The organism is Variovorax sp. F042 (assembly GCF_057814215.1).
On the sequence record NZ_JBVASX010000014.1, the window covers coordinates 59,491 to 73,140 of the forward strand.

At 68.2% G+C, this 13,650-nt stretch carries 9 protein-coding genes; 2 read left to right on the top strand and 7 right to left on the bottom strand.

The features are described 5' to 3' along the window. Nucleotides 1–29 precede the first annotated feature (29 nt). The 3 genes from ACZYSP_RS29445 to nirB are packed head-to-tail and all read right to left on the bottom strand — an operon-like array spanning nucleotide 30 to nucleotide 5,722. Entirely contained in the window at nucleotides 30–2,828 is a 2,799-nt protein-coding gene (locus ACZYSP_RS29445) for a nitrate reductase (RefSeq protein ID WP_489018013.1), read from the bottom strand. 3 nt (nucleotides 2,829–2,831) lie between these two features. After that, entirely contained in the window at nucleotides 2,832–3,230 is a 399-nt protein-coding gene (nirD, locus tag ACZYSP_RS29450; RefSeq protein ID WP_093057868.1) for a nitrite reductase small subunit NirD, read from the bottom strand. A gap of 11 nt (nucleotides 3,231–3,241) precedes the next feature. Beyond that, nucleotides 3,242–5,722: a nitrite reductase large subunit NirB gene (gene nirB / locus ACZYSP_RS29455; protein WP_093057867.1), complete on the bottom strand. Its 2,481-nt coding sequence runs from the start codon at nucleotides 5,720–5,722 to the stop codon at nucleotides 3,242–3,244. 64 nt (nucleotides 5,723–5,786) lie between these two features. Here nirB and ACZYSP_RS29460 point away from each other — a divergent pair, with 64 nt between their 5' ends. Further along, nucleotides 5,787–7,508 (top strand): bifunctional protein-serine/threonine kinase/phosphatase, encoded by a 1,722-nt coding sequence (locus ACZYSP_RS29460; RefSeq protein WP_489018016.1) that lies wholly within the window; start codon nucleotides 5,787–5,789, stop codon nucleotides 7,506–7,508. Nucleotides 7,509–7,528: 20 nt separating this feature from the next. Here ACZYSP_RS29460 and ACZYSP_RS29465 read toward each other — a convergent pair whose 3' ends face one another. Then, nucleotides 7,529–8,788, bottom strand: coding sequence for an MFS transporter (locus ACZYSP_RS29465; RefSeq protein ID WP_093057865.1), 1,260 nt, complete (start codon nucleotides 8,786–8,788; stop codon nucleotides 7,529–7,531). Nucleotides 8,789–9,054: 266 nt separating this feature from the next. Here ACZYSP_RS29465 and ACZYSP_RS29470 point away from each other — a divergent pair, with 266 nt between their 5' ends. Beyond that, nucleotides 9,055–10,332 carry an ANTAR domain-containing response regulator gene (locus tag ACZYSP_RS29470; protein WP_489018018.1) on the top strand — a complete coding sequence of 426 codons (1,278 nt, stop codon included), beginning with the start codon at nucleotides 9,055–9,057 and terminating at the stop codon, nucleotides 10,330–10,332. Between the two features lie 28 nt (nucleotides 10,333–10,360). On the opposite strand, the gene ACZYSP_RS29475 is transcribed toward ACZYSP_RS29470, so the two are convergent. The 3 genes from ACZYSP_RS29475 to ACZYSP_RS29485 are packed head-to-tail and all read right to left on the bottom strand — an operon-like array spanning nucleotide 10,361 to nucleotide 13,345. Beyond that, entirely contained in the window at nucleotides 10,361–11,170 is an 810-nt protein-coding gene (locus ACZYSP_RS29475) for an ABC transporter ATP-binding protein (RefSeq protein ID WP_489018020.1), read from the bottom strand. Next, nucleotides 11,167–12,090, bottom strand: a complete 924-nt coding sequence (gene ntrB, locus ACZYSP_RS29480; protein WP_093057862.1) for a nitrate ABC transporter permease — start codon at nucleotides 12,088–12,090, stop codon at nucleotides 11,167–11,169. Before ntrB ends, ACZYSP_RS29475 begins: the two co-directional genes overlap by 4 nt. Before the next feature lie 10 nt (nucleotides 12,091–12,100). Further along, entirely contained in the window at nucleotides 12,101–13,345 is a 1,245-nt protein-coding gene (locus ACZYSP_RS29485) for a CmpA/NrtA family ABC transporter substrate-binding protein (protein WP_093079892.1), read from the bottom strand. Between the last annotated feature and the right edge of the window lie 305 nt (nucleotides 13,346–13,650).

Genomic DNA, 13,650 nt, shown 5'->3' on the forward strand with positions numbered 1-13,650 from the left:
GAATGTCATTCGGCTTATGCACAGGGCTGTCATGGGGCTTCCACCATCGCTTCGGCTGGCGTAGCCCGCACCATGCGCTTGAGTTCCGGAATGCACGAGCCGCAGTTGGTGCCGCACTTCAGCGCGCCCTGCAGCTTCGCCAGCCGCTCGTCGGCGGTGCCGGTGCAGCGGCCCAGTTCGGTCTGGATCGCCACGTCCGCCACGTTGAAGCAGGTGCACACCGTCTTGCCGCGCGACTGCACCGCCACCGGCGCTTTCGAGCCCGGCGACAGCAGCAGGCGGCCGTAGCTTTGCGCCGGCAGTTCCTCGCGCAGCAGCGTGGAGATCCAGGTTTCGGCGCTGGTGTCGCCGCCCAGCAGGAAGGCTTCGAGGCCCGCGCTGCCGTCGGCACGGCGCACCAGCCGGGCCGAGCGGCGCTGGCCCCGGCGGCGGTCGGCGTAGCGCAGGGTGTCGGCGGTCTGCAGGCCGAGCAGGGCTTCGATCTTCTCGACCAGCGCGTCGTCGGGTGCGTCGTGCGCAGCGGCGCGAAAGAGGAGGCCGCTGCGTTCGGCGCCCTGCGTGTTGCCGGCAAACGGCACGCAGGTCGCAAAAGGAAACAGCGCCATCATCGGCTGCAGCGCACGGTGCGCGGCCAGCGCGTCGCCATCGGGCAGCCAGGCCATGGCCAGCAGCGACCACGGCAGCTCGGCCTTGAGGATCTTCACCGGCGTGTGCTTCAGCTCGGGCTGCTTCGAGGTCGGACAGTAGGCCGGCGTGGTCAGCGCGTTGATGCCCGCGAGCCGTGTGCCGTTCGACGAGCAGCCGCTCAGGTACTCCTCGCCCCAGTGCATGGCGACGAACGCCTGGCTCAGCCCCACCTCGGCGCTGGCGCGCGCGGGCAGCATGATCGAGCCGCGCCTGGAGGTCAGGTGCACCAGGTCGCCTTCGCGGATCTGGCGGCGCGCCATGTCCTGCGCGTTCATCTGCACCACCGGCTCAGACACATGGCCGAACAGGCGCCCGACGGTGCCGGTGCGGCTCATTCCGTGCCACTGGTCGCGCAGGCGGCCGGTGTTCAGCGAGAAAGGGTAGCGGGCCTCGCGGGCTTCGGCCACCGGCTTGTAGGCCGTGTCGACGAAGCGGGCGCGGCCATCGGTCGTGGGGAACACGCCGTCTTCGTAGAGGCGCACGCGGCCGGTGCTTTCGCCTTCCTTCAGCGGCCACTGCTGCGGGCCGGTGGTTTCCAGCATCACGTAGCTCAGGCCGGTGATGTCGAGGTCGCGCCCGCGCGTGGACTCGCGATGCTCGTTCCAGACCGATTCGGCGGTCTCGTACGGAAACAGCGTGAACGCGCGACCCAGCTGCCTTTCGAGCCGGTGCGCGAAGGCCACGGCTATCGACCAGTCGTTGCGCGCCTCGCCGGGCGCCGGCACGGCCGGGCGCACGCGCGAGATGCGGCGCTCGCTGTTGGTCACGGTGCCTTCCTTCTCGCCCCAGGTGGTGGCTGGCAGCAGCAGGTCGGCAAAGGCGCAGGTGGCGGTAGTGGCAAAGGCTTCCTGCACCACGACGAACTCGGCGCGTTCCAGCGCGCGGCGCACCGTGGCCTGGTCGGGCATCGACTGCGCCGGGTTGGTGCAGGCGATCCACAGCGCGCGGATCTCGCCGTCGGCCGCGGCCTGGAACATCTCTACGGCCGTCTTGCCCGGCTTCTCGGGCACCGAGGGCACGCCCCACAGCGCGGCCACTTCGGCGCGGTGATCGGGGTTCGCCAGGTCGCGGTGCGCGCTCAGCAGGTTGGCGAGGCCGCCGACTTCGCGCCCGCCCATTGCATTGGGCTGGCCGGTCAGCGAGAACGGACCCGCGCCGGCGCGGCCGATCTGCGCGGTCGCCAGGTGCAGGTTGATGAGCGCAGCGTTCTTCGCCGTGCCGCTCGACGACTGGTTCAGGCCCTGGCAGTACAGGCTCAGCGTGGCGGGCGAGGTGGCGAACAGCCGCGCCGCCTCGAGCAGGTCTTCCTTCGGGATGCCGCACACCTGCGCGACCTTGTCCGGCGTGCACTCGCGCACCGTCGCCTTCAATGCGTCGAAGCCGTTGGTGTGCGCCGCGATGTACTTCGCGTCGATCCAGCCTTCCCACAGCATCAGGTGCAGCATGCCGTTGAACAGCATCACGTCGGTGCCGGGCTGGATGGGCAGGAACAGGTCGGCGATCTCGACCGTGTCGGTGCGGCGCGGGTCGGCCACGATGATCTTCAGCGCCGGGTTCGCGGCCTTCGCGTCCTCGATGCGGCGAAAAAGAATGGGGTGCGCCCACGCCGTGTTGCTGCCCACGATGAACAGGCAGTCGGCGTGCTTCAGGTCGTCGTAGCAGGCCGGCGGCGCGTCGGCGCCCAGCGTCTGCTTGTAGCCGGCCACGGCGCTGCTCATGCACAGGCGCGAGTTGGTGTCGACGTTGTTGGTGCCGATCAGGCCCTTGGCGAGCTTGTTGAAGACGTAGTAGTCCTCGGTCAGCAGCTGGCCCGACACGTAGAAGCCAACCGAGTCCGGGCCGTGGTCGCGGATCACCTGCGCGAACTTGCCGGCGGCGTTGTCGAGCGCGGTGTCCCACGTCACCGCGGTGGGCGCTTCTGCGCGCACGAGGCGCTGCATGGGCTGCAGCAGCCGCGTCTGCCGCGTGACCGTGGCGCTGGCCGTGAGGTGCAGCGTCGAGCCCTTGGTGCACAGCCGGCCGAAGTTCGCCGGGTGGTCAGGGTCGCCGCGCACGCCGGTGATCTCGCTGCCCTGCGATTCGATGATGACGCCGCAACCGACGCCGCAGTAGGGGCAGGTGGAGCGGGTCTCAAGCGTCATGGGTTATTCCAGCGGCAGAACCGTCAGCACCGCGAACGGCTTCGGGCCGGCGACCGGGCGCTCCAGGTCGATGGCGTGCGTGGCCAGTTCGCCCGCGTCCAGGTGCACCACGCCGTCTTCCACCTTCACGGCGAACTTCGGCGTGCAGCCTTCGTCGGGCGACCTGGCGCAGCCGTCGTCCAGCCCGATGGCCCAGTTGTGCAGCGGGCAGGCCACGCTGGTGCCGAACACGATGCCCTGGCTCAGCGGGCCACCCTTGTGCGGGCAGCGGTCGAGCAGCGCGAACACCTCGTTCTCGGCGTTGCGGAACACGGCAACGTCCACGCCGGCAGGCCGCGCCACGCGGCGGGCGCCGAGCACGGGGATGTCGTCGATGCGGCAGATGACTTTCCAATCGCTCATGGTGTCTCCTTTCAGGCGGTCTGGTGGGTGTCGATCGGCGCCGTCAGCGGCGTGAACTGCCGCACATCGACCGAGGCCTGCGCTGACTCGAACCACGGATCGGGCTCGCCGTCGAGCGCGAACTGCAGGCGTTCCCACAGCGCCTTGCGGCCTTCGGCGTCGTCGAGGATCTTCTTCTTCACGTAGTCCAGCCCCACGCGGCCGATGTAGTGCACCGTGCGCTCCAGGTACCAGCCCTCTTCGCGGTAGAGCTGCAGGAAGGCGCCCGAGTACTCCATCACTTCTTCGGCCGTCTTCACCTTCACGAGAAACTGCGCCACCTCGGTCTTGATGCCGCCGTTGCCGCCCACGTAGAGTTCCCAGCCCGAGTCGACGCCGATCACGCCCACGTCCTTGATGCCGGCCTCCGCGCAGTTGCGCGGGCAGCCCGACACCGCCAGCTTGACCTTGTGCGGCGAGTACATGGCCCACAGGGCGCGTTCCAGGTCCTTGCCCATCTGCGTGGAGTCTTGCGTGCCGAAGCGGCACCACTCGCTGCCCACGCAGGTCTTCACCGTGCGCAGCGACTTGGCGTAGGCAAAGCCGCTGGGCATGCCGATGTCTTTCCAGACGTTTTCCAGGTCTTCCTTCTTCACGCCCAGCAGGTCGATGCGCTGGCCGCCCGTGACCTTGACGGTCGGAATCTTGTACTTGTCGGCCGCGTCGGCAATACGGCGCAGCTCGTCGGGCGTGGTGTGGCCGCCCCACATGCGCGGAATGACGGAGTAGGTGCCGTCCTTCTGGATGTTGGCGTGGCTGCGCTCGTTGATGAAGCGGCTCTGCGGATCGTCCTTGGCCTCCTTCGGCCAGGTGCTGATCAGGTAGTAGTTGATGGCCGGGCGGCAGGTGGCGCAGCCGTTGGGCGTGCGCCAGCCGAGGTTGCGATACACCTCGTCGTGCGTCAGGTAGTGCTCCTTGCGGATCGCGTCGCGCACGTCCTGGTGGCTCGCGTCGGTGCAGCCGCACACGGCCTTCTTCTTGGGCGTGGCCGAGTAGTCGCCGCCGGCGGTGAACATCAAAATCTGCTCGACCAGCCCGGTGCACGAGCCGCAGCTGGCACTGGCCTTGGTGTGCTTCTTCACCTCGTCGAGCGTGAACAGGCCCTTTTCCTTGATGGCCTTGCAGATGGTGCCCTTGCTCACGCCGTTGCAGCCGCAGACCTCGGCGTCGTCGGGCATGGTCGCGGCCTTGTTGTGGCCCTCGTGGCCGGTGTCGCCGATGTTCGATTCGCCGAACATGAGCTTGTCGCGGATGTCGTGCACGCTGCGGCCGTCGCGCAGCAGCTTGAAGTACCAGCTGCCGTCCACCGTGTCGCCGTAGAGGCAGGCGCCCACCAGCTTGTCGTCCTTGATCACCAGCTTCTTGTAGACGCCGCCGAAGGGGTCGCTCATGACGATCTCTTCCGTGCCTTCGCCGCCCATGAACTCGCCGGCCGAGAACAGGTCGATGCCCGTCACCTTCAGCTTGGTGGAGGTGAGCGAGCCCAGGTAGCGGCCGATGCCGAATTGCGCCAGGTGGTTGGCCGCCACCTTGGCCTGCTCGAACAGCGGCGCGACCAGGCCGTAGGCAATGCCGCGGTGCGCCGCGCACTCGCCCACCGAGTAGATGCGTGCATCGGTCACGGTCTGCATGGTGTCGGTGACGACGATGCCGCGGTTGCAGTGCAGGCGCATCTTCTCGGCCAGCTCCACGTTGGGGCGGATGCCTACGGCCATCACCACCAGGTCGGCCGCCACCTCGGTGCCGTCCTTGAAGCGGATGGTCTTGACGCGGCCGCCCTTGCCGTCGTCGCTGTCGCCGACGAGGTCTTGCGTCTGCGCACCGATCCGGAACTTCAGGCCCCGGTCTTCCAGCGACTTCTGCAGCAGCTTGCCCGCCACGTCGTCGAGCTGGCGCTCCATCAGCCAGGGCATCACGTGCACCACAGTCACGTTCATGCCGCGCAGCATCAGGCCGTTGGCGGCTTCGAGGCCCAGCAGGCCGCCGCCGATGACCACCGCGTTCTTGTGCGTGCGCGCGGTCTCGATCATGTAGTCGGTGTCGGCGATGTCGCGGTAGGCGATCACGCCCTTCAGGTCCTTGCCGGGCACCGGCAGCATGAAGGGGTTGGAGCCGGTGCACATCAGCAGGCGGTCGTAAGCGGCCTCGGTGACATCGCCTTGCGAATCCACGGCGCGCACGACGCGCTTGACGCGGTCGACTTCCACCACCTTCTTGCCGGCGTGCAGCGTGATGTTGTTGTCCGTGTACCACTCCCAGCTGTTGAGCACGATCTCGTCGACCGTCTGCTCGCCCGCCAGCACCGGCGACAGCAGGATGCGGTTGTAGTTGGGATGCGGCTCCGCGCCGAAGACGGTGATGTCGTACAGCTCGGGCGCGATCTTCAGCAGCTCTTCGAGCGTGCGCACGCCGGCCATGCCGTTGCCGACCATTACGAGTTTCATTTTCTTCATGGGGCTGGACCTTTCAGGGAAATCAAGCAAAGGAGCGCCCGCGGCGCGCGTTCAGAATCGCGCCATGAGCTTTGAAGTGGACATCGGCTACAGCAGCCAGCGCGGACCGCGCGAGCTGAACGAAGACTTCGCCGGTGCAGTGCATGCGCCGCCGGGCGACGAGGCCCGCGGCCTCATCGCGGCCATTGCCGATGGGGTGTCCAGCGGCGGGCACGGCCGCGAAGCGGCGCAGACCACGGTGATGGGCCTGCTGGCCGACTACTTCGCCACGCCTGCAACCTGGGAGCCGACCGCCGCGCTCGACCGGCTGATCGGCGCGCAGAACGGCTGGCTGGCCGACCACAACCGCCGGCGCCAGAGCAAGCAGGACGGCGGCACGGCGCTCACCACGCTCACCGCACTGGTGCTGCACGGCCAGAGCTACACGCTGGCGCACGTGGGCGACACGCGCGCCTGGCGCGTGCGCGCCGGCGGCGGGCCGGCCGTGCCGCTCACGCAGGACCACGCCTTCGACCACCCCGACATGCGCAGCCGGCTCACGCGCGCCATCGGCCTCGACGACCAGGTGCGCGTCGACTACGCCCAGGGCGACGTGCGCGTGGGCGACTGCTTCGTGCTGAGCTCCGACGGCGTGCACGGTGTGCTCAAGCCGCAGCAGGTGGCCGTGCTGGCCCTGCAGGGCGATGCCGAAGCGGCCAGCGAGGCGCTGGTGCATGCGGCGCTCGACGCCGGCACGCGCGACAACGCGACCGCGCTGGTCATCCGCGTGGTGGGGCTCGATGCGCGCCAGCTCGACGACGAGCTCGGCGACGGCCGCCGGCTCGCACCGCCGCCCGCGCTGAAGGTGGGCGACGTGCTCGACGGCTACGCCATCACCGCGCTGGTGGCCGACACCGGCGTGCACCTGCTGTACCAGGCGCGGCATCCGCAGACGCGCGAGCTGGTCGCGCTGAAGACGCTGCATCCCTCGCGTGCCGGCGATCCGCAGGAACGCGCGATGCTGGCGCACGAGGCGTGGCTGGGGCTGCGCGTCGGAGGTATTGGAGGCGGCGGTTTCGTTCGTGTGCACGAGCGCGCCGAGAACGCGAGCGCGCTGTACATCGTGTTCGACTGGCATGGCGGGCGCACGCTGGAGCAGTTGCGCAAGGCGAACGCGCGCGGTGCGGTGGCCGAGGTGGTGACCGCCGGCGTCGAGCTGAGCCGTGCGCTCGGCCGGCTGCACCGGCAGGGCGTGATCCATCGCGACATCAAGCCCGGCAACCTGCACCTGGGCGACGACGGGCGCTGGCGCATCCTCGACCTGGGCGTGGCCCTGTCCGGAAGAGAAGGCACGGCCCAGCGCGAGCTGCATGCCGGCACGCCCAGCTACATCAACCCCGAGCAGTGGGAGGAGGGCGGCACCGCCGACGCGGCCAGCGACCTGTTCGCGCTCGGCGTCACGCTGTACCAGTGGCTCACCGGCCATCTGCCCTACGGCGAGATCGAGCCCTACCAGGTGGCGCGCTACCGGCGCGATCCGGTCGCGCTCTCGCGCATCCGCCCCGACGTGCCGATCTGGCTCGATCACCTGGTGCGCAAGGCCGTTGCCCGCGATCCGCGCGAGCGCTTCGAAACCGCAGAGGAGCTGCTGCTCGCGCTGGAGCGCGGCGCCTCCCGCCCTGTGAACGCGCCCGCCGCTACGCCGCTGATCCGCCGCGACCCGCTCGCGCTCTACCAGCTCGCGCTCGGCGTGTCGGTGCTGTTCAACGTGCTGCTCATCGTGTGGCTGCTGTTCTTGCCACGTTGAGCGGAAGACGGCGGGACGTGTCATGAGCGTGCCGTCTTTCGAATGTGGGGGGCAGCTGCGTGCGGCGTCGTGACGCGCGCACGGCCGCCCTTTTCGGCCCAGGTGCGGGTCCAGCGGATCTGCATCACGCGCATCACGCCCAGCATCACCAGCGACAGCGCCGCGAAGAACACGAAGCCCCAGATATAGCTGCCCAGGTATTGCTTCGACAGGCCCATGGCGTTGGGCACGAGGCCACCGCCCAGTGCGCCGATCTCGCCGATCATCGAGCCGGCCACCGCCGTGCTCGTAGGCCAGCGCAGCGGCACCAGCTGGAACAGCGCGCCGTTGCCCGCGCCCAGTGCGGCGAAGCAGACGATCAGCACCAGCGTGGTGACGGCCAGCGAGCCTGAAGAGAAGCCCACCAGCACAAGGCTCACGGCCACCACCAGCAGCACCACCGTCAGCGTGTTGACGCCGCCCCAGCGATCGGAGATCCAGCCGCCCACGACGCGCACGGCCGCGCCCATGAAGGCCGCGAGCATGGTCAGCTGGCCGGCCTGCACCTTGCTCACGCCGAACTGGTCGTAGTAGTACGAGGGCAGGAAGGTGGTAAGGCCGATGAAGCCGCCGAAGGTCACGCCGTAGATCAGGCTGAACACCCAGCCGTCTTTCTCGAACAGGCAGGCAATGTGCTCGCGGAAGCTCGAATGGGCGTTCACGTCCGGCGGCTCCTTGGCGAACACCACCATCACGACCATCGGAATGAGGATGGCGACGGCGGCCACGCCGTACACCGCCTGCCAGCCCAGCCAGTTCGCCAGCGGCGGTGCCACCAGCACCGACACCGCCGTGCCCACGTTGCCCGCGCCCACAAGGCCCATGGCCAGGCCCTTGTGCTGCGGCGGGAACCAGCCCGAGCCCAGCGACAGCGCCACGCCGAAGCTCGCACCCGCAATGCCCAGCAGCACACCCATGGCGAGCAGGTCGTTGAAGCTCTTGACGAAGAAGAAACCGAACAGCATCGCTACCGCGATCAGCGCCATCTCGACCAGCGTGGCCTTCTTGCGGCCGATGTACTGCGAGAGGATGCCCAGCGGAAAGCGCATCAGCGCGCCCGCGATGATCGGCACCGACAGCATCAGGCCCTTCTGCGCGGGCGAGAGGTTGAAGGTTTCGCCGATGAAGGGCGCCATGGCGCCGTTGAGCACCCAGATGCAGCAGGAGAACGAGAAGTACAGGAAGGCCGCGAACAGTGTCGGGCTGTGGCCTGATTGCAAGAAATTCCTGAAGCTGGACATGGCGTTCAAAGATGCGAAAAGCCGCGGCGCGACCCTGGAGAGGTCGTGTCGACGGACGGGGTTGGGGTCGGAGTGCCGGCAGCGGACGCTGTCGGCGTGGGGGTGTGCACGGCGTGTGAATTGCCGGGCCGGCTGCAGGAGCCTGCAGCCTCATCACCAAAGCGGTGCTTCGTTACACCGCGCTCCGTTTCATGCAAGAGGCGTGCCCGCGAGTTCGCGCGGGCGTGGCCTATGCTCGCGGTGCGTTCCCACACCGCTTCCCCAAGATGTCCCTTCTCGTTGTCCTGCCCGATGAACCTGCCGGCCTCGTGCTGCCCGAGGCGCTTGCGCGGGCACTGTCCGTCGCTGGTCTCGACGTGCTCGGCTGCGCGGATTGCGGCAGCTTCGCGCGGCAAGTCGAGGCGCTGGCCCCTCGACAGGCCTTGATCTGCCTGCCTTTGCCCACGCCCGCGCTGCTCGATGCCTTGCGCACGTGGTCCGGCCTGCCGCCGTGTGCGCTGAGCCTTGTCAGCGCGCCGTTGAGCGGTGCTCAGCATGAAGAACTGGTCGCACTCGGCGTGCACGCGTGGATGCAGATCGATGCCATCGATGCCGCATCGCTCGCCGCATTGACCGCCCGAGCCCGGTCGCGCTGGCAGCGCGAGGCCACTTTGTGCACCGAACTGGAGAGCCTGCGCACCCGCATGGACGAGCGCAAGTGGGTCGACCGCGCCAAGGGCCTGCTGATGTCCGCGCGCGGCATCGGCGAGGACGAAGCCTTCGGGCTGCTGCGCGGCGCCGCGATGCACGCCAACTTGCGTCTGGGCGAGGTGTCGCGCTCTGTCATCGAGGCGGCGCAGTGGGCCGATGCGATCAACCGCGCCGGACAGCTGCGCATGCTCTCGCAGCGTCTGGTGCGCGTGGCGGCACAGCTGCTGGGCAGCATCGACGCGCAGCGGGCGCGGGTGCTGCGCACGCAGTCGGCCGAGCGGGTGCAGCAGAACCTCGATCATCTGGCGGCCCTCGGGCTCGGTGCGGCTGGTGCGCAGGCGCTGGGGGATGCGCAAGCCGCGTGGAGCGGACTGGCCACTGCCCTGACCGCGCGGCCGACGGCCGCGGGGCTGGCCGACATCGACCAGCGCGCGGAAGTGCTGCTCCACGCAGCGGAGGCCTTGACGGAGGCGCTCGAAACCTCGGGCGCGCGGCGCGCGCTGCGCATCGTCAACATCTGCGGGCGGCAGCGCATGCGTGCGCAGCGGCTGGCCAAGGACGCGCTGCTGGCCGCCGCGCTGAAAGAGAAGGCCGCGAACGCGCGGCTGGTGCCGACCATGGCCGAGTTCGAGGCCGCATTGCTCGAGCTGGAGCACGCGCCGCTCAGCACCACCGAGATCCGCGCCGCGCTGGCCAGCGCCCGCGACGAATGGCTGCGGCTGGTCGGTGGCGTGCGCACGCTCGACAGCGCCGACGGCCGCGCCACGCTGGTGCGTTCCAGCGACGCGCTGGTCGACACCTTCGAGCGCCTCACGGCGTCGTACGAGCACAGCCTGCAAGTGATCATGTCCTGACGCCGGTTGTGCTGGCGCGGGCGCAGCGTCAGGCCGCGACCTTCTCCACGTGCGCCTGGCGCGTGTAGAGGAAATCGATCACCGCCTTGCGTGCGTGCACATAGGCCGGGTCTTCGGCCAGTTCGACGCGGTTGCGCGGGCGCGGAAGGTTCACTGCGAGCACGTCGCCGATGGTGGCGGCAGGGCCGTTGGTCAGCATCACGATGCGGTCGCTCAGCAGCACGGCCTCGTCGACGTCGTGCGTCACCATGACGACGGTGCTGTGCGTCTTCTGCACGATGGCCAGAAGCTCGTCCTGCAGCTTGGCGCGGGTGAGGGCGTCGAGCGCGCCGAAGGGCTCGTCCATCAGCAGCACCTTGGGCTCCATCGACAGAGCGCGCGCAATGCCCACGCGCTGCTTCATGCCGCCGGAGATTTCGCCGGGCCGCTTCTGCGCGGCGGGCGTGAGGCCCACCAGCGCCAGCGCCGCATCGGTTCGCGCACGCAGCTGCGCCTTGCTTTCGGTGGCTGCGAACACGCGCTCGACCGCGAGGTACACGTTCTCGAAGCAGGTGAGCCAGGGCAGCAGAGAGTGGTTCTGGAACACCACCGCGCGCTCGGGGCCGGGGCCCCTGATTTCCTTGTTGGCGCACAGCAGCGAGCCTTTGGTGGGCGTGGTGAGCCCCGCAATCAGGTTCAGCAGCGTCGACTTGCCGCAGCCCGAGTGGCCGATGAGCGTGATGAACTCGCCCTTGGCCACGTTCAGGTTCACGTCGCGCAGCGCGACGAAGCGGCCCTTGGGCGTCTTGAACGCCTGCTCGACCCCGTGGATCTCGATGTACTTGCTGTCGTCGATCATGACTTCACCTCTTCGAACGTGAACGCCGTTGCGAGCTTGATGAGCGCGAACTCCAGCACCAGGCCGACGATGCCGATCACGAAGATCGCGATGATGATGTTGGCGACGTTGAGGTTGTTCCACTCGTCCCACACCCAGAAGCCGATGCCGACGCCGCCGGTGAGCATCTCGGCCGCCACGATCACCAGCCACGCGGTGCCCACGGCCAGGCGCACGCCGGTCAGCATGTAGGGCAGCACGGCGGGAAACAGGATCTTGGTGAGGATCTTCCATTCGCTGAGGTTCAGCACCTTGGCCACGTTCATGTAGTCGCTGGGCACGCGCTGCACGCCCACGGCCGTGTTGATGACCATCGGCCAGATCGAGCAGATGAAGATGGTCCAGATGGCCGCCGGGTTGGCGCCCTTGAACACCAAGAGGCCGATGGGCAGCCAGGCCAGCGGCGACACCGGGCGCAGCAGGCTGATCAGCGGGTTGAACATGCGCGCGAGAAATTCGAAGCGCCCGATGGCAAAGCCGGCCGGAATGCCGACCAGCGCCGCCAGCCCGAAGCCCAGCGCCACGCGCTGCAGCGACGAGAGCACGTTCCAGCCCACGCCCTGGTCGTTCGGGCCCTTGCTGTAGAACGGATCGCTGAACACCGTCACGGCCTGCTGCCAGGTGGCTGCGGGCGTGGGGAAGCCGGTGGTGCTTTTCATGGCCACCACTTCCCAGATCAGCAGCAGCAGGCCGAAGCCCGCCAGCGGCGGCAGCACGCGCATCCAGAAGGCGCGCAGGTCGATGGGCGTGCGCACCCGGGGCTCGGGCGCCGGGGCGGGTGCGGGCTTGGGGGCTGCCGGCCTGGCGGCGACGGAAGGGGCCACTTGCGTCACCTGCGCGGTGGTCGCTTCGAGCGGCGAGTGAAAGACTGCGCTGACCATGTTGTTCTCCCTATGCATGAAGCTTGAAGGACTCGGCGTACTTCTTCGGGTCCTTGCCATCCCAGACCGAGCCGTCGAACAGCTTGCTGGTGCGCATCGTTTCCTTGGGCACCGGCGTCTGCGTGGCTGCGGCGGCCTGCTTGTAGATGTCGATGCGGTTGATCTCGGTGGCCACCTTCAGGTAGTCGGGGTGTTCCTTCAGCAGGCCCCAGCGCTTGTGCTGCGTGAGGAACCACATGCCGTCCGACAGGTACGGGAAGTTCACGGCGCCGCCGTTGTAGAACTTCATGTGGTTGGGGTCGTCCCAGCTCTTGCCCAGGCCGTTGGTGTAGCGGCCCAGGATGCGCTGGTTGATGGCGTCCACGCTGGTGTTGACGTAGCTCTTGTCGGCGATGGTCTCGGCCATCTTGTTCTTGTTCTGCAGGCCGGTGTCGATCCACTTGCCGGCCTCGAGGATGGCGGCGGTCACGGCGCGCGCGGTGTTCGGGTATTTCTTGGTGAACTCGGCCGTGGTGCCGAGCACCTTCTCGGGGTGGTCCTTCCAGATGTCCTGCGTGGTGATGGCCGTGATGCCGATGCCGTCCATGATCGCGCGCTGGCCCCAGGGTTCGCCCACGCAGTAGCCGTCCATGTTGCCCACGCGCATGTTGGCCACCATCTGCGGGGGCGGCACGGTGATGTTCTTCACGTCCTTGAACGGGTCGATGCCGGCGGAGGCGAGCCAGTAGTAGAGCCACATGGCGTGCGTGCCGGTGGGGAAGGTCTGCGCGAAGGTGTATTCGCGCTTCTCGCTGGCGATGAGCTTGGCGAGCGAGGCCGCATCGACCGCGCCCTTGTCCGAGAGCTTCTTCGACAGCGTGATGGCCTGGCCGTTGTTGTTGAGCGTCATGAGCACGGCCATGTCCTTCTTGGGGCCACTCACGCCGAGGTGCACGCCGTAGACGAGGCCGTAGAGCACGTGCGCCATGTCGAGCTCGCCGTTGACCAGCTTGTCGCGCACGCCGGCCCAGCTGGCTTCCTTGCTGGGGACGATCTTCACGCCGTACTTCTTGTCGATGCCGAGCACCGAGGCCATCACCACGCTGGCGCAGTCGGTCAGCGGGATGAAGCCGATCTTCACTTCTTCCTTCTCGGGCTTGTCCGAGCCCTGGGCCCAGACGGCGGCGCGCAGCGCCGGGTCGATGCCGACGGCACCAATGGCAGCGGCTTGCAATACGCGGCGTCGGCTGAGGCGGGTTTTGAGCAGGTCGGTCATGGGGCGGGGCTCCGGTTGAAGAGAAACAACAAACAAGAAAGACAAAAACGAAAAGGCGTCCGCACCGCGCAGGGGCTGCTCGAAAACGAGCCCTTGCGGGATGGGGACGCCTTTGTCCGGTTCGGTGGGAGACACCCGCCGTTGGGTGCCGCCTGCCTGAAGACCCATTGGGGGGCCTACGAACTTATTGCTTGCAAGCGGTGTGCCAGCCTTCGGGTGCTACGGGCTGCTATCAAGAAAGTAGCGGGATGCGGCCGCACAGCATGGGAGAGGGCTCGATCAGGCCGGGAAGTGCCGGATGGCAC

Bases quoted from the DNA above. Each gene is read 5' to 3' on its own strand.
- ACZYSP_RS29485 (WP_093079892.1), bottom strand. From the start codon at position 13,345: ATGACCGACCTGCTCAAAACCCGCCTCAGCCGACGCCGCGTATTGCAA.
- ntrB (WP_093057862.1), bottom strand. From the start codon at position 12,090: ATGGTCAGCGCAGTCTTTCACTCGCCGCTCGAAGCGACCACCGCGCAG.
- ACZYSP_RS29470 (WP_489018018.1), top strand. From the start codon at position 9,055: ATGTCCCTTCTCGTTGTCCTGCCCGATGAACCTGCCGGCCTCGTGCTG.
- ACZYSP_RS29475 (WP_489018020.1), bottom strand. From the start codon at position 11,170: ATGATCGACGACAGCAAGTACATCGAGATCCACGGGGTCGAGCAGGCG.
- nirD (WP_093057868.1), bottom strand. From the start codon at position 3,230: ATGAGCGATTGGAAAGTCATCTGCCGCATCGACGACATCCCCGTGCTC.
- ACZYSP_RS29445 (WP_489018013.1), bottom strand. From the start codon at position 2,828: ATGACGCTTGAGACCCGCTCCACCTGCCCCTACTGCGGCGTCGGTTGC.
- nirB (WP_093057867.1), bottom strand. From the start codon at position 5,722: ATGAAGAAAATGAAACTCGTAATGGTCGGCAACGGCATGGCCGGCGTG.
- ACZYSP_RS29460 (WP_489018016.1), top strand. From the start codon at position 5,787: ATGAGCTTTGAAGTGGACATCGGCTACAGCAGCCAGCGCGGACCGCGC.
- ACZYSP_RS29465 (WP_093057865.1), bottom strand. From the start codon at position 8,788: ATGTCCAGCTTCAGGAATTTCTTGCAATCAGGCCACAGCCCGACACTG.